This is a genomic window from Ferdinandcohnia jepli (assembly GCF_047246645.1).
Classification (GTDB): domain Bacteria; phylum Bacillota; class Bacilli; order Bacillales; family Bacillaceae_L; genus Ferdinandcohnia.
Genome location: NZ_JBFOKR010000007.1, coordinates 125,808 through 144,097 on the forward strand (window position 1 = coordinate 125,808; position 18,290 = coordinate 144,097).

At 37.6% G+C, this 18,290-nt stretch carries 17 protein-coding genes and 1 riboswitch; of the genes, 10 read left to right on the forward strand and 7 right to left on the reverse strand.

The features are described from left to right. Nucleotides 1-3 precede the first annotated feature (3 nt). Nucleotides 4-792: a Cof-type HAD-IIB family hydrolase gene (locus tag AB3M96_RS09110; RefSeq protein WP_412967278.1), complete on the reverse strand. Its 789-nt coding sequence runs from the start codon at nucleotides 790-792 to the stop codon at nucleotides 4-6. 160 nt (nucleotides 793-952) lie between these two features. Between AB3M96_RS09110 and AB3M96_RS09115 the strand changes: the two genes are divergently transcribed. Next, a complete protein-coding gene (locus tag AB3M96_RS09115; RefSeq protein ID WP_412967279.1) occupies nucleotides 953-2,650 on the forward strand; it encodes a DUF2207 domain-containing protein in 1,698 nt (565 codons plus the stop codon). 291 nt (nucleotides 2,651-2,941) lie between these two features. Here AB3M96_RS09115 and AB3M96_RS09120 read toward each other — a convergent pair whose 3' ends face one another. Then, a complete protein-coding gene (locus AB3M96_RS09120; RefSeq protein ID WP_412967280.1) occupies nucleotides 2,942-4,321 on the reverse strand; it encodes a Glu/Leu/Phe/Val family dehydrogenase in 1,380 nt (459 codons plus the stop codon). A gap of 425 nt (nucleotides 4,322-4,746) precedes the next feature. Between AB3M96_RS09120 and AB3M96_RS09125 the strand changes: the two genes are divergently transcribed. From AB3M96_RS09125 to AB3M96_RS09135, 3 genes are all read left to right on the forward strand, one after another. After that, the gene (locus tag AB3M96_RS09125) at nucleotides 4,747-6,087 is read left to right on the forward strand and encodes a CoA-disulfide reductase (RefSeq protein ID WP_412967281.1); all 1,341 of its coding nucleotides are present in this window, start codon (nucleotides 4,747-4,749) and stop codon (nucleotides 6,085-6,087) included. A gap of 72 nt (nucleotides 6,088-6,159) precedes the next feature. Next, nucleotides 6,160-6,206, forward strand: a riboswitch (PreQ1 riboswitch). A 133-nt stretch (nucleotides 6,207-6,339) separates the two neighbouring features. Continuing rightward, nucleotides 6,340-6,840, forward strand: coding sequence for a preQ(1) synthase (queF, locus tag AB3M96_RS09130; protein ID WP_412967282.1), 501 nt, complete (start codon nucleotides 6,340-6,342; stop codon nucleotides 6,838-6,840). 16 nt (nucleotides 6,841-6,856) lie between these two features. Beyond that, entirely contained in the window at nucleotides 6,857-7,483 is a 627-nt protein-coding gene (locus AB3M96_RS09135; RefSeq protein WP_412967283.1) for a queuosine precursor transporter, read from the forward strand. A 650-nt stretch (nucleotides 7,484-8,133) separates the two neighbouring features. Here AB3M96_RS09135 and AB3M96_RS09140 read toward each other — a convergent pair. Further along, nucleotides 8,134-9,063 (reverse strand): GNAT family N-acetyltransferase, encoded by a 930-nt coding sequence (locus AB3M96_RS09140; protein ID WP_412967284.1) that lies wholly within the window; start codon nucleotides 9,061-9,063, stop codon nucleotides 8,134-8,136. A gap of 227 nt (nucleotides 9,064-9,290) precedes the next feature. Between AB3M96_RS09140 and AB3M96_RS09145 the strand changes: the two genes are divergently transcribed. From AB3M96_RS09145 to AB3M96_RS09160, 4 genes are all read left to right on the forward strand, one after another. Then, nucleotides 9,291-9,629 (forward strand): PadR family transcriptional regulator, encoded by a 339-nt coding sequence (locus tag AB3M96_RS09145; RefSeq protein ID WP_412967285.1) that lies wholly within the window; start codon nucleotides 9,291-9,293, stop codon nucleotides 9,627-9,629. Then, a complete protein-coding gene (locus AB3M96_RS09150) occupies nucleotides 9,616-10,479 on the forward strand; it encodes a permease prefix domain 1-containing protein (RefSeq protein ID WP_412967286.1) in 864 nt (287 codons plus the stop codon). The genes AB3M96_RS09145 and AB3M96_RS09150 overlap by 14 nt, the downstream gene beginning before the upstream one ends. A 22-nt stretch (nucleotides 10,480-10,501) precedes the next feature. After that, the gene (locus AB3M96_RS09155) at nucleotides 10,502-10,915 is read left to right on the forward strand and encodes a hypothetical protein (protein ID WP_412967287.1); all 414 of its coding nucleotides are present in this window, start codon (nucleotides 10,502-10,504) and stop codon (nucleotides 10,913-10,915) included. Nucleotides 10,916-11,020: 105 nt separating this feature from the next. After that, on the forward strand, nucleotides 11,021-12,079 hold the full coding sequence (locus tag AB3M96_RS09160) for a M42 family metallopeptidase (protein WP_412967288.1): 1,059 nt from the start codon (nucleotides 11,021-11,023) through the stop codon (nucleotides 12,077-12,079). A gap of 153 nt (nucleotides 12,080-12,232) precedes the next feature. Here AB3M96_RS09160 and AB3M96_RS09165 read toward each other — a convergent pair whose 3' ends face one another. Further along, nucleotides 12,233-13,405 (reverse strand): MFS transporter, encoded by a 1,173-nt coding sequence (locus AB3M96_RS09165; RefSeq protein ID WP_412967289.1) that lies wholly within the window; start codon nucleotides 13,403-13,405, stop codon nucleotides 12,233-12,235. A 163-nt stretch (nucleotides 13,406-13,568) separates the two neighbouring features. Then, a complete protein-coding gene (locus tag AB3M96_RS09170; protein ID WP_412967290.1) occupies nucleotides 13,569-14,690 on the reverse strand; it encodes a coiled-coil domain-containing protein in 1,122 nt (373 codons plus the stop codon). Between the two features lie 238 nt (nucleotides 14,691-14,928). Between AB3M96_RS09170 and AB3M96_RS09175 the strand changes: the two genes are divergently transcribed. Further along, nucleotides 14,929-15,423, forward strand: coding sequence for a GNAT family N-acetyltransferase (locus AB3M96_RS09175; RefSeq protein ID WP_412967291.1), 495 nt, complete (start codon nucleotides 14,929-14,931; stop codon nucleotides 15,421-15,423). A gap of 428 nt (nucleotides 15,424-15,851) precedes the next feature. Here AB3M96_RS09175 and AB3M96_RS09180 read toward each other — a convergent pair whose 3' ends face one another. Beyond that, nucleotides 15,852-16,274 (reverse strand): acyl-CoA thioesterase, encoded by a 423-nt coding sequence (locus tag AB3M96_RS09180; protein WP_412967292.1) that lies wholly within the window; start codon nucleotides 16,272-16,274, stop codon nucleotides 15,852-15,854. Nucleotides 16,275-16,399: 125 nt separating this feature from the next. On the opposite strand from AB3M96_RS09180, the gene AB3M96_RS09185 reads away from it, so the two are divergent. Next, a complete protein-coding gene (locus tag AB3M96_RS09185) occupies nucleotides 16,400-17,461 on the forward strand; it encodes an AbrB family transcriptional regulator (protein ID WP_412967293.1) in 1,062 nt (353 codons plus the stop codon). Between the two features lie 306 nt (nucleotides 17,462-17,767). On the opposite strand, the gene AB3M96_RS09190 is transcribed toward AB3M96_RS09185, so the two are convergent. Further along, nucleotides 17,768-18,250 carry a DinB family protein gene (locus tag AB3M96_RS09190; RefSeq protein ID WP_412967294.1) on the reverse strand — a complete coding sequence of 161 codons (483 nt, stop codon included), beginning with the start codon at nucleotides 18,248-18,250 and terminating at the stop codon, nucleotides 17,768-17,770. Between the last annotated feature and the right edge of the window lie 40 nt (nucleotides 18,251-18,290).

An 18,290-nucleotide genomic window follows, 5' to 3' on the forward strand; every position in this document is an offset into this window, starting at 1 on the left:
ACGTTAGTCAATTAGTCCAATTGACTTTAATCCATTATAAACTCCTGAATGCTCAACATCTGTTGTAGTATATTTTGCATATCTAGGTAAATCGGGATGAGCATTTCCCATTGCAAAGCCTGTACCTACGAATGAAAGCATTTCTTTATCATTCATACCATCACCAAAGGCAATCGCATTGTCAGATGAATATCCAGCCCTTGTTAAAAATGCCTCGACAGCCACTCCTTTGTTCACCTTATCACGGATAACATCCCGGCAAGATTTCATCCCTTCAACGTTTACTTGTGACAAATGAATGTTTGTTAGATGCCTGTATTTACTGTCTATATCTTCAGCGTTTGTAATAATAGTAGCCCCTAAAACATCCTCTTGAAAATGTTCCTCTAGTATCTTGTTTTGCTTGAGATGAAAGGTTTTTATAAAGTCTTTTACGATAGCTGATTCGATGGTAGTAAATACATTGGTTTCTTTTGTGTATAAAACTACTTGGTGGTCGTTTTCTCTTGCAATATGTAACAATTCTTCTACTAGTTCCGCTGACATAGGTTCCTTATAAATAGTATCTCCTTTGTGGATAGCGAATGCACCGTTGTAAGCTATAAAAGATGTAATTGATAGTTCCTCACCAATTTCTAAAATTTCATGAAGGGGCCTACCTGTTGCTAGGACAACTTCTATTCCTTTTGCTTGAAGTTGGGCAATTGCATTCTTTGTAGTGTTTTCAATGGTGTCATCAGGGCGAAGGATTGTTCCATCAATATCTAAAAATACAACTTTATATTCAGTCATGAGTAGCGACTCCCTAGAAATTATTTTAGCCGGTTTAAGAATACTGTTGTGCTAACCGCTGGTAATAACCTTAATAGTAATATTTATAAGAGTTATTGTGCAAGTTTTGAAACCATTTTATATGCAAATTCGTATAGTTATTATGAAAGAGGGTGCGCGTATGAAATTCAAACTGAGTAGTTTTATTTTATTTATTGCAGTATTTCTTCTGTTTCCGTTACAGGGACTAGCGGTTGAGTATTCAATCACAGACGTCACAATCGATGCATTCATTCAAACTGATGGAACAGTTGAAGTTATAGAAAAACATACCTATGAATTCGAAGGTGAGTTTAATGGAATTACCAGGTCCATCATACCTAAAGAAGGAAGCAGTATAACAGATTTCTCAGCATCGGAAAATGAGAAATCCTTACGTGTTGAAAAAGAAGATGATATGTATAAAATATACCGAAAAGGTGAAGACGAGACGGTCACAACAGCATTAACATACAAAATCGAAAAAGGTGTAGAGGTATATCGGGATGTTGTTCAGTTTTACTGGCCATTCTTTGATAATCGTAATGATTCTACATATGAAAATATGATAATCACGATTCACCCGCCTGAATCAACTAAAGAGGTAGTTGCCTTTGGGTATGATGCAGCCTTTGGTAAGGAATCGGTACAACCTGATGGTTCGGTGGTTTTTCACTTAGGTGAGGTTCCTAGCAGCACAAATGGAGATATTCGTGTTGCTTACGATACTAGTCTATTTGCAGTAGGGTATCAAACTGCGGATAAAGATATGAGAGCTGAGATCATAGCTGCTAAAAATAAGTTACTTACTGAGGCAAAGGAAAAAGCAGAATCCAGGGAAAAGCTATCAAATTTTGCTGGAATTGTTATACCACTTTTTGCGATTATTCTTTTATTCTTTATTATTCGCAATTGGATAGAAGCACGTGCAAAACTTGCAGCCATTAAAAGGGAAGTAGGTTCTACAAGTTTCTTACCTAAACAAGTAATGAGTCTTCCAGCGACAATTTTATATACAAATCACAATTATCTTCCTCCTCAAGCAATGGCAGCAGCCTTACTAGACTTAGTGAGGAAGGGGTTAGTACAGCAAACTTCGAATGAAAGTTTCAAGTTGTTTAACCGAACTGGAGCCTTGGAACATGAAGAAATACTGATCGATAGATTATTTGATAAAATCGGACAGAATTGTGAATTTAGCTTTGAAGACCTTGAGGCTTACACAAAAGATAAGAAAAACCATGAGATTTATTCGTTGTTTCAAAGTGCTTGGGCAAATGCAGTTAGAAAAGAAGTAAAGGAACATAGCTTTTATGAAAATAAAAATAAGTACAGACTTGCAATCGGCATGTTAAGTATTCCGTTATCTCCTTTACTCATTTTATTCCCGATGTATGACTTATTTGGCTGGTTTGTAATGACTATATTTCTGTTTTTAGCATTCATTATTTATGCAATTGCTTACCGACCTAGAACATTCGAAGGGGCGAAGCTTTCATATGAATGGTTAATCTTTAAAGGGAAGTATAAACTGTTGAAACCAGAGGACTGGAAAAACTGGTCGGAAGATGATCAAATGCGAGCATATATTTATGCTTTGGGAACTAGTGATAAGGATATGCAAAAACAAAATGACCGCCTTGTTTCAGCTTTTAGTAAACCATATACAGGAACAGACGACTTCCAACCTTACTCCATTTATTCCTTCGGGTATGTAGGACCAACTGCTTCTGGTCGATTTCATTCGGCTAATGATTCTACTAGCAGTACCGGTGGAGGAAGTGCAGGTAGTTCTGGAGGAGGTACAGGTGGAGGTGGAGGAGGATCAGGAGCATTTTAACTTTATTCAGCAGAAATCCCCCTACTTTTAAAAGTGGTGGATGAATGCAAAAAAAGTATACAATTCAGTAGGGGTTCAAACTCCGACTGAATAAAGTTAAAGTATTTGATCCTGGTCAACACCCTGTATAAGTTAAACAAACGTTTGTTTAAAATGTAAAGTCCTTGGTATTACAAGTGAAAAGCGATAAACAAACGTTTGATTAAATGAAAAGGTACCTTCCTAACTTTGGAAGGTACCTTTTTAAAGTGATGGTAACTTATAGTTGGGGAATATCTACTAAGAATGAACTTAATATAACTTCCCCTGCCTATATAGCACAGTTGATAGTTTCATAACTGAATGAATATAACAGTTTTGTCGTAAGGGAAAGGGATCACCAAAAAATTCTGGAAGAATGGTATCCATCGTGTGCTGCATTTTTGAGTAAAGCTGACTGAACACTTCTTGTTCACTATAAAACTGAGTTTCTCTCCCTTGGAGCCATTCTAGATATGAGACAATTACTCCTCCTGCATTAGCAAGGATGTCTGGAATAATGATCACGCCTTTTTTACTTAAAAATTCATCTGCCTCACTTGTAACAGGGGCATTCGCACCTTCAACGATAATGGGTGCTTTTATTTGCAGCATATTAGACTTATGAATTTGATCTTCTAAGGCGGCGAGTATTAAGGCATCAACTTCTAGATAAAGGACCGATTCTCTGTCTAGTATTTCAGCTGTTACACCAGCAACCTCCAATTCTTCCTTTGATACTGGGAGGTCACCCTGATTTGCGGTAGTAAAAGTAAGTAAAGAGGGGATATCTAAGCCTTCTCCGTTAAATAAAGTAACATTACGGTCACTGACGGCAACTATTTTGTTATTCAAGTGTGAACAATGATATGCTTCCAGTGCTGCTACTGATCCTACATTCCCAAAGCCTTGGACTGCAATTTTTAAGTTTTTGTTCTCTAATCCTACAATTGTTTGAGCATAAATATTAGTAGAATTTGAAAGTTCATTTTTTTTCTCATTCAGGTAGTTATAAAGCAAATAACGAAAGGTAAAATAGACACCTTTTCCAGTTGCTTCTCTTCTTCCAAGAGATCCTCCATTCACAACACTTTTTCCTGTGAAACTCCCACGATATGGGAAACCAGGTCGAATACTTTTATACTCAGCCATCATCCAATCCATTTCTCGTTCCCCAGAACCAACATCAGGTGCAGGAATATCCTTATCCGGGCCAAGGATATCACTAAAGTAACGTACATACTTTTTACAAATTAGATGTAGTTCTTTTTCTGATAGTGAACGAGGATTAACAACAAGACCTCCCTTTCCACCTCCAAATGGTACGTCATGGAGGGCGTTTTTTAAAGTCATTAAAGAGGCAAGATTAATGACTTCATCTTCATTTACAGACTCATGAAATCGAATTCCACCTTTGTAAGGACCTAAAGCGTTATTATGTTGTACACGATAAGCTGGAATCCGAACAACCTGCCCATCTTCTAAAGGGATTCGTAAAAATGACTTGTGAATATGATTTGGTGTTGAAAGAATGGAGGCTAATGAGGTAAATGCTTTCTCTCGTGTTTTATCTTTTAGTTCAGGTATGAATGATGTATCTTCCAATAGTGCATTCAACGACTGTTGAACAATCATCTTTGTTTGACTACTCACGCTATTCCCCCTACTCTAAAAATAGATACCTTTAAAGTGTAACATATGGACAAAATGTAGAGAGACAATATGACTTATAAGTAATTTTTTATCCAATGATATAAAAGTATAAAATTTTTAACCGAGTTTTCGGTGTCCAGCTCCAGCGCCTAGCCCCTCGAGGTCGCTTCACCCCTCCTGCGGCGGCAACACTAAGGAATGCTTCGTGAGGATAATCCCCGCAGGAAAAAAGCTTTGCTTTTTTTCGAGCCTCCTCGTCAGGGTTCCAGCGCTTGTCGGACTTGCACAGGATGTGCTGACATCGACGTTCGCCACAGGACGTGGCGGATTTTAGTCGATGTTCATCTTCAAGGCGCTTGCGCTTTTCTTATATTCAGGTTTAAAAAAACAAAACTAAAGGAAAATAACGGAATGGAGGGATTGAGATGAAATTTGTAATTATTGGCGGTGACGCAGCTGGTATGAGTGCTGCGATGCAAATCGTGAGAAACAGTTCTGGTCATACAATAACCGTCTTAGAAAAAGGCGGGATATATTCATATGGACAATGTGGCCTTCCTTATGTGGTAAGTGGCAAAATTGAATCTACGAGCAAGGTAATTGCAAGAACCCAAGCTGAGTTTCAAAAACAGTATGGAATCGATGCCCGTGTATTTCATGAAGTAAAGAATGTAGATAGTGGAAACAAAGTGGTAAGTGGCATTAATCATACTACTGGTGAAGAGTTCGAAGAATCTTACGACCGTCTACTTGTTGCAACAGGCGCAAGTCCAGTTGTTCCAAAATGGGAAGGTACAAGCCTTTCAGGGATTTTTACATTAAAAACAATTCCAGATACTGAGGAAATTTTGGATTATCTATATAAAGGATTTCGGGATGTTCAAAATGTAACCGTAATTGGAGGCGGTTATATTGGGCTTGAAATGGCGGAAAGCTTTGCTGAGCTAGGGAAGAAGGTTACGATTATTGAAAGAAATCAGCGGCTTGCGGGGATATTTGATAGTGAAATGTCAGAGTTAATACACGAAGAGGCAAAGAAAAACAATATAGACTTGAGGTTAGGTGAGTCAGTAGAAGGTTTTATCGGTAATCAATATGTTGAATATGTTAAAACAGATAAAGGGGAAATTCAGGCAGATTTAGTTCTTATTGCAATCGGAGTTAGGCCAAACACTAGATTCCTAGATGGAACAGGAGTTGTATTAGGTGTAAATGGTGCTATCCAAGTTAATCCTTATATGAAAACTAGTGTAGAGGATGTATATGCAGCAGGTGATTGTGCTACGCAATACCACCGAATAAAAGAACGGGATGACCATATACCCCTAGGAACACATGCTAATAAACAAGGTCAAATAGCGGGTTTAAATATGATTGATGTACATAAGACATTTAAAGGGGTTGTTGGTACATCAATCATAAAATTTTTTAGTTTAACACTTGGAAGAACGGGATTAACCGAAAAAGAAGCTAAGAGACTACATATTCCTACAGGGGCGGTAACAATCGAGGCAAAGGATATTGCGGGTTATTATCCAAACGACAAAAAAATGACGGTGAAACTCGTTTATCATAAGAAAACACATAAGCTTCTAGGTGGACAAATTATTGGTGGAAATGGCGTCGATAAACGAATTGATGTCCTTTCAACAGCATTGTTTCACTCTATGACAATTGATGAATTATTAGATTTAGATTTGGCGTATGCACCACCTTATAACGGAGTATGGGACCCGATTCAGCAAGCAGCAAGAAGAGTGAAGTAAATGACTCCTAAAAATTTCATTTGACGAGTCGCAACGTCTTCTATATTATATGTAGAAGATACCCGTGCTTAAGCGGGAGAGGTTCATAGCCGAAACCCTCTATAAAAAACTATGGATACATGACAGCTATGCCATGTCCATATTTGGACATGGCTTTTTACGTTTATGATCCTATTTTAGTTTGTGTTAGAACGGCAGCAATGAACCTTTCTTAAAAGTGTTGGGACACATTTTTATAGGGAGGTATTTTTTATGTCTGGACGAAAGTCTGAAGAAGGTTTAGAGGATTTGTCTTTATTAGGAAATCAGAACACAAAATATGCATTCGAGTATGCACCTGAGGTTTTAGAATCAGTTGATAATCTCCACCCAAATCGAGATTATTTCGTGAAATTCAATTGCCCTGAGTTTACGAGTTTATGTCCGCTAACGCATCAGCCTGACTTTGCTACCATGTATATTTCGTATATTCCTGATAAGAAAATAGTAGAAAGTAAGTCTTTAAAACTATATTTATTTAGTTTCCGAAATCATGGTGATTTCCATGAGGATTGTGTAAATATCATTATGAATGATTTGATAAAATTATTAGACCCGCGCTATATCGAGGTTTGGGGTAAATTCACACCACGTGGAGGAATTTCAATTGATCCTTGGTGTAACTATGGAAAACCTGGAACGAAGTATGAGGAGATGGCTCACTTCCGTTTAATGAACCATGACCTATACCCAGAAAAAGTGGATAATCGCTAAGGAAGAGGAATAGAAAATGTTATTATATTTGAATGGAATTTTCGTTGGACTTTTGATTTTAGCTAATATTGTTGCTGTAAAGCTTTTTAGTGTTGGGAGCTTTGCAATGCTACCTGCAGCTGTCATTATTTATGTATTTACCTACCCTATTATTGATGTAATTGTAGAGGTATACGGTAAGAAGGAAGCGCAAACGACAGTTAAAGCTGGGTTGCTTACTCAAGTTCTTGCACTTATTTTTATTTCGATTACAATCCAATTACCTGCAGCACCAGTTTTCACAGCTCAGGAATCGTATCAAACAATATTAAGTGGGAGCTTTCGTGTGATTTTAGCTAGTTTGATTTCGTACGCAATAAGCCAAAATCTAGATGTGTTCGTGTTTAACCGTTTGAAAAATAAGCATGGCCAGAAAAAGCTTTGGCTTCGTAATAATGCATCAACAATGTTAAGTCAGCTTGTTGACACAAGCATTTTCATTACCATTGCTTTTATTGGTACAATGCCATTATCTGTTCTAGTTGGCTTAATCTTTACACAGTACATTTTTAAATTTGTAGCTTCAATTTTATTAACACCAGTTGTTTATGGACTTGTTAGCCTTATTAGAAAAAAAGAAGCAACAACTGCAGTCCAAGGGTAAAGGAAAAGCACACGAGTTCGTGTGCTTTTTTCTTTAGGTTCTTTTTTATTTTCTTTTTATGTAAGCTGCGTATTACATAGTTTGGTGATTTCCGCTCCTGGCACTCGCTTTCCGCGGGCGGACAGTGAGCCTCCTCTTCGAAATGCGGAAGCGGCTTGGTCAGAAACGAGGAAATTGGCCGCCAATAACGCCACGTCCTGTGGCTTTGGCGGCACTAGCACATCCTGTGCGTCGGAGACTCCGACATAAGAGGCGTCTTTTGCCTCTGACGGAGGAGTTGAAATTTCTCGAGTTTCTAGCCGCTGAAGCTAGACAAGTAGCAAGCTCCTGCGGGGTCTCACTTGACTTGCACAGGACAAGGAATGCTCCGGCAGCATATGCATCGCACGAAGAAAATGTGTAGCATTTTCGAGGATGTGCTGACGTCTACGTTCGCCACAGGACGTGGCGGTTTTTAGTAGACGATCCTATGACTTTCCCGCAGGACTTTGAGAGGCTCCTTTGAATTCTCCCACGCACGAAGAAAATGCAAAGCATTTTCGAGGAGTCTCGCACCATGCGCTCCAATCACCCCTGTTAAATATATTCGGCAGCTTAAATATCCCTTCAGACCTCCTGAAAAACAACAAAGTTTATGAGCTATACTTTCTTTAAAATGATGTTTTTCGATAACAAGCAATTTGGAAAGTAGCATTCATTCCGACGCTTTCATATAAACGATTTGCTCCTGTTAAGCTATTAGCATCAACATTAAGTAAGACAGTTTTAATCCCTCTATTGTAGCTTTCTTTGAACACAGTGGTCAGTAAGGCAGATCCAATTCCCTTTTTACGTCCGGTTCGCTTCACGCCAAGGTATTCAACATATGTTCCTTCAGGAAAGTTTTTGCAAATGATGAAACCTACCAGCTCTTCGTTAAAATAAGTAACGTACCAAAGAGATTGATCGTGTTGCTCGGTATTTCTTTTTCTAATCCAATCTTCAAATGGTTCCTCATAATAGCTTCTTGTATCCTGGAAGGATTCTACATATGCATTGTAAAGGCCTTTTGAATCTCGTTCGCTGTTATAAGGAAGAAGTACCACATCTTCAGCTAAGGGAGTTACTTCAGGTTCAGCCTTCATATCAATTACCATTCTGCTATATACCTTATCAAATGTGTACTTATTTCCTTCGAGAAGAGAAATTGCTGAAGGATTAGTTGCTGGGATATAGTTATTTAGTTCATAGGGAATTTGATCTTTCTCATAATCGACTATATATTCCTTGGCACGCTGTTCCATTTGAGAGATTAAAAGAGTGCCAGCCCCGTTCCCATACCAAGAAGGGTGGATAAACCCGTAACAATCAAGTCTACCTTTACTCATCTCCTCCAAAAATCCGTATCCTACGAGGGTCTCGTCTTTTTTAATAATCCATGTATTTGTTTCGATAGGGATGTTACTCCAAATGTCTAAAACATCTTCAATTGTACAATCAGGTACTCCATATTCTGCGATATCCGAAGCGATAATTAACTCTGTTACCAACTTGGCATCTTCTAGGGTTGCGGGCCGAAATGAATAAGTTAGGTTTGTCATTTTGCATTCCTCCAGGGAATAAAATCAAAGCATTGTGTTTAAAATTATATTAATTTTCTGAAATATAAACAATCTCTTTTTATTTTACCAGTCTTCGAAATAGGCTTTGACCAGAACAATTGGTTCAAAGTCAGTTATAAAAAAGGAAAATAATGTTTGTTAAATCAGGTACATCGTGTTACGATGTACAGTAAGTAGTATAACGATATAGATAGAGGTGAAAACAGGTGAGTAAAACGGAATTAATAAAGGGTAGTACAAGTATGATTCTTCTGTCGTTACTATCGGAAAATGATATGTATGGTTATGAAATTACAGAAAAGGTGCACGAGATAAGTGAAGGATTTCTAAGTTATAAGGAGGGTACACTCTATCCAGCATTAAAAAAGCTAGAGATAAACGGGCTGGTAGAAAGCTACTGGAAGAATTCTTCTGACGGGCCACGCCGAAAGTATTATCGAATCACCTCCACAGGAAAGCAGGCATTATCTGAACAAAAACAGGAATGGAACATGTTTCGACGAGTCATGCATCGAATTGTAGGTGATGGAATTGTCGGGACGTGAGACAGTCATAGTTGAAATTGAGGAGTATATTAAAAAATTGCTGGCAGAGATTCATCTAGACGCAGATGAAAAAAGAGAAGTTGAGGAAGAATGGAAGCAGCATCTATACGATCATTACTATTCTTTACGAAAAAGAGATGTCGAGAAGAAAGCTGCAATTGAAACAGTAATTTCCCAATTTGGAAATATTTCAATGCTTAAAGAGGAAATTAACCAAACATACCCAAGCTCTATTAAAAAACATATACAAAAGGAATTTACAGTTGCGATTATATGTTTTATTGCTAGTATAGTTGGTCCAATCATACTTATTAGAGCCAGCTTTTCAGTGTATTTTCTTGTGGCTACTTTAACGGCGCTGTTAATAGGGTATGTTAGTTACCGTTTCATCATAAAAAAACAAACGTTTTGGCTATTTTCCATTCTAGGGCTAGTTCCAATTTATATAGTATTTATTCAACTTATGAAACAAATGATTGGGATTCAGCTGACTTTTGATATTTATCTCAACCAAATTTTTTCATTAAATTGGAATGAGTTAACGGGCTCAAATGGTTTATTTGAGTTCACCACGCTGCATATGATGTGGTACCTAGTGATTGCGATGCAAATCATTTCGAGTAGAAACTATATACCAGTTTGGCAGAGAATCTGTAATGCAAGCTTTCATTATTGGGCGATGCTACTGCTTGGATTGTTTTTTGCCAAAATACAATCTAGTTCTGAATGGGCCACAATCTATCTAAATGTATTTCTGTTATATTCATTTTTACAGCAGGTAATTTCGATTGATTGGATATTACTTTTTAGGCAAAAGGTAAGTAGTCTGTTTGTAAGACGAGTGCTATAAGTCTTTCGTGGGGGTTACCAAAATGAACCAACTCAAAAGGAGTATCGTTCCTTTTTTAGTAATTATGGTAATAACGTTTCTATTAATTGATTTCGGTGACAGACCGATGAAGTATGAGCTAGTATCATACCAAGATGTTCCAGAGGATTTGAAAAACAGTGTTTTACTAGATCTAGGTCCAGGAGGCGGAGGATTGCACCAGGTTAACCGATATACTTACGCTTTTATTGGAACAGAGCCTGATGAAAAAGCAATAATTGAATTCGTTGGCGATGCTCATGATGGAATCGGTAAGGAAGTAAGGTACTCAGTAAGTCAAAGTAAGCCTGGGGAAGAAGCTACCATCATTAAAGGTAGATTTGGAGATTATGCGGTACATATTGTTCGTATTGAAAAACGCATATCTGAACCGTTTGGATTTTTCAGAGTAAATTAAAAATTGTGGTAGAATAGAGTTAAGGAAAAGTAAGATTGTTCTAGGCGACTTAGAAATACAATCTTATTTTCTATACTAAACTATCAGCGATAAGGAGAGACTACTTTGGAGAATCTACTTAAAGAACTTTCAGCAATTCATGGGCCTTGCGGCTTTGAAGAGGATGTAGCAAGATACATAGCAAATCGTTTAAAAAATAAAGTGGACCACATGGAAGTAGATGGAGCCGGCAATCTAATTGTGACTAAAAAGGGTAATCAAGATGGCCCCAAAATTGTTGTTGCTGCCCATATGGATGAAGTAGGCTTTATTGTAAAAAAGATAGAAGAGAATGGTCTAATTCGTTTTGAAAAACTTGGCGGTCACGACGATCGTATACTATTATCACAACGTGTTCAGATAAAAACTCGCAATGGGCTACGTTCAGGTGTAATTGGTACTATTTCAGCACACATGATGAAATATGATGATCCGAAAAAGGTACGTCCGCATCAACGTTTGTACATTGATGCAGGTGCTTCCTCTAAAAAAGAGGCAGAGGAATTCGGAATAAGAATAGGAGACCCTATTACTTGGTATCCGCACTTCGACCATTTATCTGAAACTCGTATAGTAGGAAAAGCATTTGATGACCGCGCTGGCTGTGCTGTACTAATTAAAGCGCTAGAGGATCTAGATAAAGACAATTTTGCAGGAGAGTTTGTTGGTGTGTTTACTGTTCAGGAGGAAGTCGGTCTTCGAGGTGCGCGAGTAGCTAGCCATCAACATAATGCAGATGTCGCGTTAGCGTTAGATACAACGGCAGTAAGTGATACTCCTGAAGAAATGATGGATCAAACACTTGCAATTGGTAACGGTACTGGAATTAAAGTAATAGATTTTAGTCTGATAGCAAATAAAAAAGTACGTGATCATCTAATTGAGCTAGCTGAAGGAAATAATATTTCTTATCAATTAGAGGTCTTCCCTGGAATAGGAACCGATGCTGGAGAGCTAAGCTTAGCTCATCAAGGTATTCCAACTGGTGTGTTATCAATTCCGTCAAGATACGCACATTCTTCTATTGAGGTAATCGACCTTCAAGATCTTGAAGCAACTAAGAATCTATTGCTGTTGTTTGTAAAAGAAATGAAATACGCAAGTTCCTATAAATTTACGATTTAAACAAACGCTTGGTTGAAATAGAGAACCCTTGTTAAGACTCAATAAAACCGCTAAACAAACGTTTGATTGAGTCAAAAGGGAAAACATAGAAGCCTATAAAAAAAGAACCGCAAAGACATAAACCTGTCCTTGCGGTTTTTAAATGCGAATTCTTTATATAGCTTCTGTTTGCTTCTTCTGTGAAGTCATATACCATCTGAATAATCCAAATGCAACTACTGATAAGATAATACCCGATATATATGGTAATCCCATTGCGACCGAATAGAGCCAGCCACCTAAAATTGGCCCAATAATTCTTCCTAAGGAATCAAAAGAGGATAATAAACCAGTTACACTTCCGTGTCCTGTTTTAGATCGCTTGGTTAGTAATGAAGAAACGCTTGGACGGATGACCCCGTTTCCAACTCCAAATATAGTTAAAAAGATTGCTGCAGTAAGAAAATCACGTGTAAATAGAATAAGGAAGAAGCCTAATGCAGAAATGACAATCCCAATTTGAATGACAAAGCCTTCTCCATATTTCTTTGACATTTTTCCAACTAATCCGCCTTGAACAATTGCTCCTGCTAGACCCATTATCATGAAAATATAACCTAGTTCTGTTGTGCCAAGATTAGCTTTCTCTGCTGCGAAGTAAGCAAACGTTGCTTCTAGCCCAGATAAGGATAGGGTAATGAACAATGATAAGAAAAACAAAACGGATTCAGGTCCGTTAATCGCTTTAAGTAGACCACTTCTTTTTCGTGATGGTTGATTATTGCGCATGTCTTTTGGTAATGATTCTTTTAATACAAAAAGTACTAAGAAGAATGTTAGTAATGATGATATCCCTGAAATATAAAAAGGCATATGTAAGCTTGATTGAGAAAAAATCCCTCCGATTGCTGGTCCGAAAATAAATCCTAGACCAACAGATGCACCAATAATTCCCATTCCTTTTGCGCGGTTTTCTTCAGTGGTTATATCAGCTGCATAAGCCATAACGGTCGGCATATTTGCTGCAGACAGAGTACCTCCAATTATTCTAGCAGCAAAAAGCATCCAGAGTTCAGATGATAATGCCATTAAAAAGAAGGATAGAGATAGTCCTAAAATACCAATCATAATAACAGGTTTACGCCCTATACGATCCGATACTCTCCCCCACATTGGTGCGAATAGAAATTGCATTAATGAATAAACTGCCATTAAAAGTCCCAATTGGGTCGGGGTAGCACCTAGTTCTTCAGCATAGAAGGGAATTACCGGAATGATGATTCCGAATCCTACCATAACTAAAAACATGACAGCGAATAAGATAGGTAACGCTTTTTTAGTCTCCAAGGTTATGTTCACTCCAGTTTGATAGCTATTCCTTATAATAATAATGGAAAAATAAAATATTTGCGAGTAGCTCATGGTGTATTTAAAAAATAAGGCATTAATGAACCAAGTTGTTTTCAAAGAAGAAATAGAAAAGCATCTTCACAATGAAGATGCTTGTACATTACATAACTCGTTTTACACGACCATTGAAGACGCCTTTCCAATATCCGCTGGTCATACTTGCTATAGCTACTCCGGTTGAGGTTTGAGACCCTATGAATTTACCTCCGCCCATATAGATACCAACATGTCCATCTTTTTTATACGTATCAAAGAAGACTAAATCACCAGGTTGCATGTCACTCACCGCAACAGTAGTACCTTGATTTTTTAAGGCGTCAGTACTAGCACCAACACTTACTCCAGCTTGAGCAAATGCCCAATGGACAAACCCAGAACAATCAAAGCGGCCATTTGCAATGTCATAAGCTGATCTCCCACCACCAAATACATATACAGAATTTCCTATGTATTTATAGCCAGCTGTAATAACTGTATTAACAGAGCCACTTGCTTTTGGAGTAGAAGTTGGTATAGAAGCTGCTGCATTATTATTTGTATTACTTGAAGCCGGTGGTGTTACAACAGGCTTGCTAGCAGCAATTATTCTGTCTCTTTCAGCTAACTGTCCTTTTTCTTGTTGTTTTAATTCCGCCTTTAATGCGTCATTTTGAGCCTTTTGTTCTTGTATTTGCGCTTGCATTCCTTCTAATTCAACTTTGGTATTTTCGAGTTTCGCAAGTTCAGTTTTAACTGTTTCTTGTTTATCTTTAACTGATTGAATATCATTCGTTTGCTCTTCGATTAATGTTTGATCCGCATTTAGAATAGTAGAAACCGCGGTTACTCGATTAATGAAATCTGTAAAACTAGTAGCTCCAAATATAACGTTAATATAACTAATAGAACCTCCGTCAACCTGAAGGGAGCGTGCACGTTCTTTTAAAATTTCATTGCGCGCAGCAATTTTATCCTCAGTTTCTTGAATCTCTGCTTGGAGAACTGCTAATTGTTCTTCAGAAGCGCTAATTTGTGCTGCTGTATCGTTTATCATTTTCTGATTATCAGCGATTGCTTGGTCAACCTTTTGTATTTGTTTATTTAGCTCGGCAAGTGCTTGACGAGTTTGTTGTAATTCGCTGTCGATTGAGGTAGTACTATATTGAGCATGTGCTGGTGATACATAAGGACTAACAACACTCAAAAACATTGCAGTACTAATAGCTATAATTGGTTTTTTCAAGGAAATTCCTACTTTCTAATTAGCCTTGGAATAGTTACTCTACTATTCTAGCATAAAAAACTAGTAAAATAGGTGTATTTTTTCATTACAAAAATATGTCATTTTTCTTACTAATGTTGCAATATCCCTATCTTTATGCGTTTTGGCATAAAAAACACCAGAACCTTACAGCAATTTTCTTGTTAAAGAGGAATCATTTGTTTTAATGTCGAAGATAATGACTGGGTGGTGGATAAATATGTTAATAAGACAAATTAAAGTAAGTGATGCTAAGGAATTTATAGAGTTATCAAGTATTGTAGATGATTCTGGATATATGCTGTATGAACCTGGTGAAAGGGAGACAACCCCTGAGCAACAGGAAAAAATGATTGAGAGAGTGCTAGGCGAAAAGAACTCAACTATTTTGGTAGCTGAAACTGAAGGGAAACTTGTAGGCTTTCTTTGCGTATTTGGTGGTGGTGTCAGAAGAAACCGACATTCGGGATACATCGTATTAGGTGTACAAGGTGAATACAATGGAAAAGGGATTGCTACAAAACTATTTAAAGAAATGTTTGTATGGGCAAAACAGGTTGGGTTATCAAGGTTGGAACTAACCGTAATCAAAGATAATGTGAAGGCCTTCAATTTATATAGGAAAATGGGCTTTGTGTTAGAGGGGGAAAAGGTACATTCCTTGGTCATTGATGGAGTGCCGACGAATGAATATTACTTGTATAGATTATTGTAACTGGTATACGAGCCATTGAGGGTGGCAAGGCAGGAATGAAGGTAAGATAGAGCAGGTCTACGAGCCATTAAGCAAGGTAATATAGGACTGAAAGTAAGATAGAGTATGCCTTCGAGCCGTTGAGCAAGGTAATATAGGACTGAAAGTAAGATAGAGTATGTCTACGAGCCGTTGAGCAAGGTAATATAGGACTGAAAGTAAGATAGAGTATGCCTTCGAGCCACTGAGTAAGGTAATACAGGACTGCAGGTTAGATTGATGAGCGAGGCATTGAAAATTCCAAGTAACAAAGTAAAAAAAAGAAGGCTTTTGCATTCACATTGGTAGGGTATTCAAATGCAAACAATCGCTTGTTTAAATTTCAAAACTCTTGTTATATATGAGCTGAAGGCCTAAATAAACGTTTGTTAGAAACAGTTCGAGGGAAATTATAGTCCCTCGAACTGTTTTATTTTACTTTTGATTTTTTCTGGTAATGGTACTGCTGTTTTTGAAACTACATCATAATTAGCATTAATCATCTCTGCCTCAATTAAAACCACGTCGTCTCGAGTAATCAAACTTTCTAGTGTAAGACTGGAGTTCCCAATTTTTTTAACTCGAACATAGATTGTTAGAATATCATCTAATAATGCCGGCTTTTTATAATGAACTGTACTTTTTACTAGTACAGGATCAAACTGAAGTGAGTGAGGGTCTTTGATCCATTGTGGACCTAATATCTCCCTCATATATTCTGTAAAGGCAATGTCTAAGTATGTATGATAATGGGCATTAAAGACAATCTTTTGACCATCAATTTCTGAATAACGGACCCGGATTTCATGCGAAAATTTGTATTGATCTTTCATATTGTTTCCTCCTTTATGTGGATGTAACAATTTACTCGCATATATTTAGAAAGGCGAAATAATAATAGAAAAACATAGAACATCATGTTACTATTTTTTTATTCTATGAGAAAGGTCGTACATTCATGAATAAGTTAGAAGGGAAAAAAATCCTTGAATCATATTTTGTTGCTGGTCTAGGTGGGGTTATCTTTTACATGGGACACCTGCCAATTCCATGGATATTGGGACCGATGTCATTTATGACTCTATACAAGGCCGTTTCAAACAGAAAAATGGTTGTACCCGTTCCTTTTTATAACGGCGGTCTTGTAACGCTAGGAATCTATTTTGGTTTATCTTTTACAAAGGATACATTTATTACGGTTTATCCATATATTCTACCATTTATAATCACAACTATTTTGCTACTGGCTGCGAGTATAATTAATAGTATCTTAGTAACAAAATTTATAAAAGTAGATCCGATGACAAGTGTGTTCGGTTCAATCCCCGGGGGATTATCTGAGATGGTGGCTGCTAGTCATTCCCTAAAAGCAAACTCCGCCATGGTTACCATTTTTCAAACCGTTCGTTTATTAACTGTTGTATTTTTAGTTCCTTTTATTGTAACGCATCTATTTACAACTAGAACTGTGAATCCATATCAACTTGCTACTAATGTGAGCACGGAATCCTTGGTTGCATATCTGTGGTTTGGCTTAGCAATTTTAGCGGGTTGGTTGCTGAGAGATAAACTTCCGGCAGCATATGTAATTGGACCATTAGCAGTTACCGCTTTACTAGGGGTAGTAGGAGTACCTTTACCCAACTTACCGCCATGGTTCTTACTAATTGCTCAAGTCACGGTTGGAATGAAAATGGGAAATAATATATATTTAAAAGACTTGAAAATTGGTGGGAAGTACTGTGGCATCTATTTACTACTAACTGCAATATTAATAGCAATTTCATTTGGCTTTGGATACATCTTTTCGGTTTTATCAGATCTCCCCATACAGACAGCCATTCTAAGCTTGGCTCCTGGAGGATTAGTAGAAATGGTGTTAACAGCGACAGCAATTGGAGCTGACCCAGCAATCGTGAGCGCATTACAGCTAGTTCGTCTCTTATTTATCATTCTAGTTGTTCCAAGCTTCCTAAAATGGATGTTTACAAGAGAAAAGAAAGTTGCTGCAAACTTATAAAAACAAATGGACTTTAAATGTTAAACAAACGTTTGATTGAAAAGTGAACCACTTGGTGCGCAAGGGTCTAAGGGCTAAACAAATGTTTGTTTGAACATGTTTATATAAAAAGGGAGCTGTGCGCTCCCTTTTATTTGTAGGTAAGAAAGTCTATAAATTTCAACCTAGTTTTTGGTGTCTAGCTCCAGGCGCCATCGGCTCGAGGTCATAAGCCAATCCGTCGGGAAGGTTAAAGAACAACCTTCCAGCCGGCTCGTCTTATGCTTGTCGCCGATAGGCGGGCGCCTTGCGCTTTTCTAAGTAGTATTAGCCTTCCCATTCCTCTTTTGAAGGGCCATACATTCCAGGTACCATTAATCCAGCCTGGCGCATTAATACAGTCATTTGACCTCTATGGTGAATTTGATGTGTGTTTAACACGCCGAGTGTAAAGGAGTTGGGCCATTGTTGACCATACATATCAACTGTTTCATTTAACTTTTTATCATTCCATTGCTCCTTAATCGCACTAATCATGTTCTCACTTGATACTCTATATCCGTCTGCAATATCTTTGGCTGAAGTAGGAACTTCGCTTTCATGTTCTGCTCCTTCAAACGTTAAGCCAGTACGTGAAAGCATTTCATGTAATGATGTAACTAGATGCCATCCCAGCTCACCAAGTGTTCTGTGTCCTGGTGCAACAGCCTGTGATAAAGCTTCATCTGTTAACGTATCTAAGATCTTTTGTGTGGAACTGCCTTCATACTGCCAATCTTGTATAAATTCTTCAATTGTATGGTACTTCATAATGAATATCCTCCTAAATTTAGTTATATTTCATTATTCT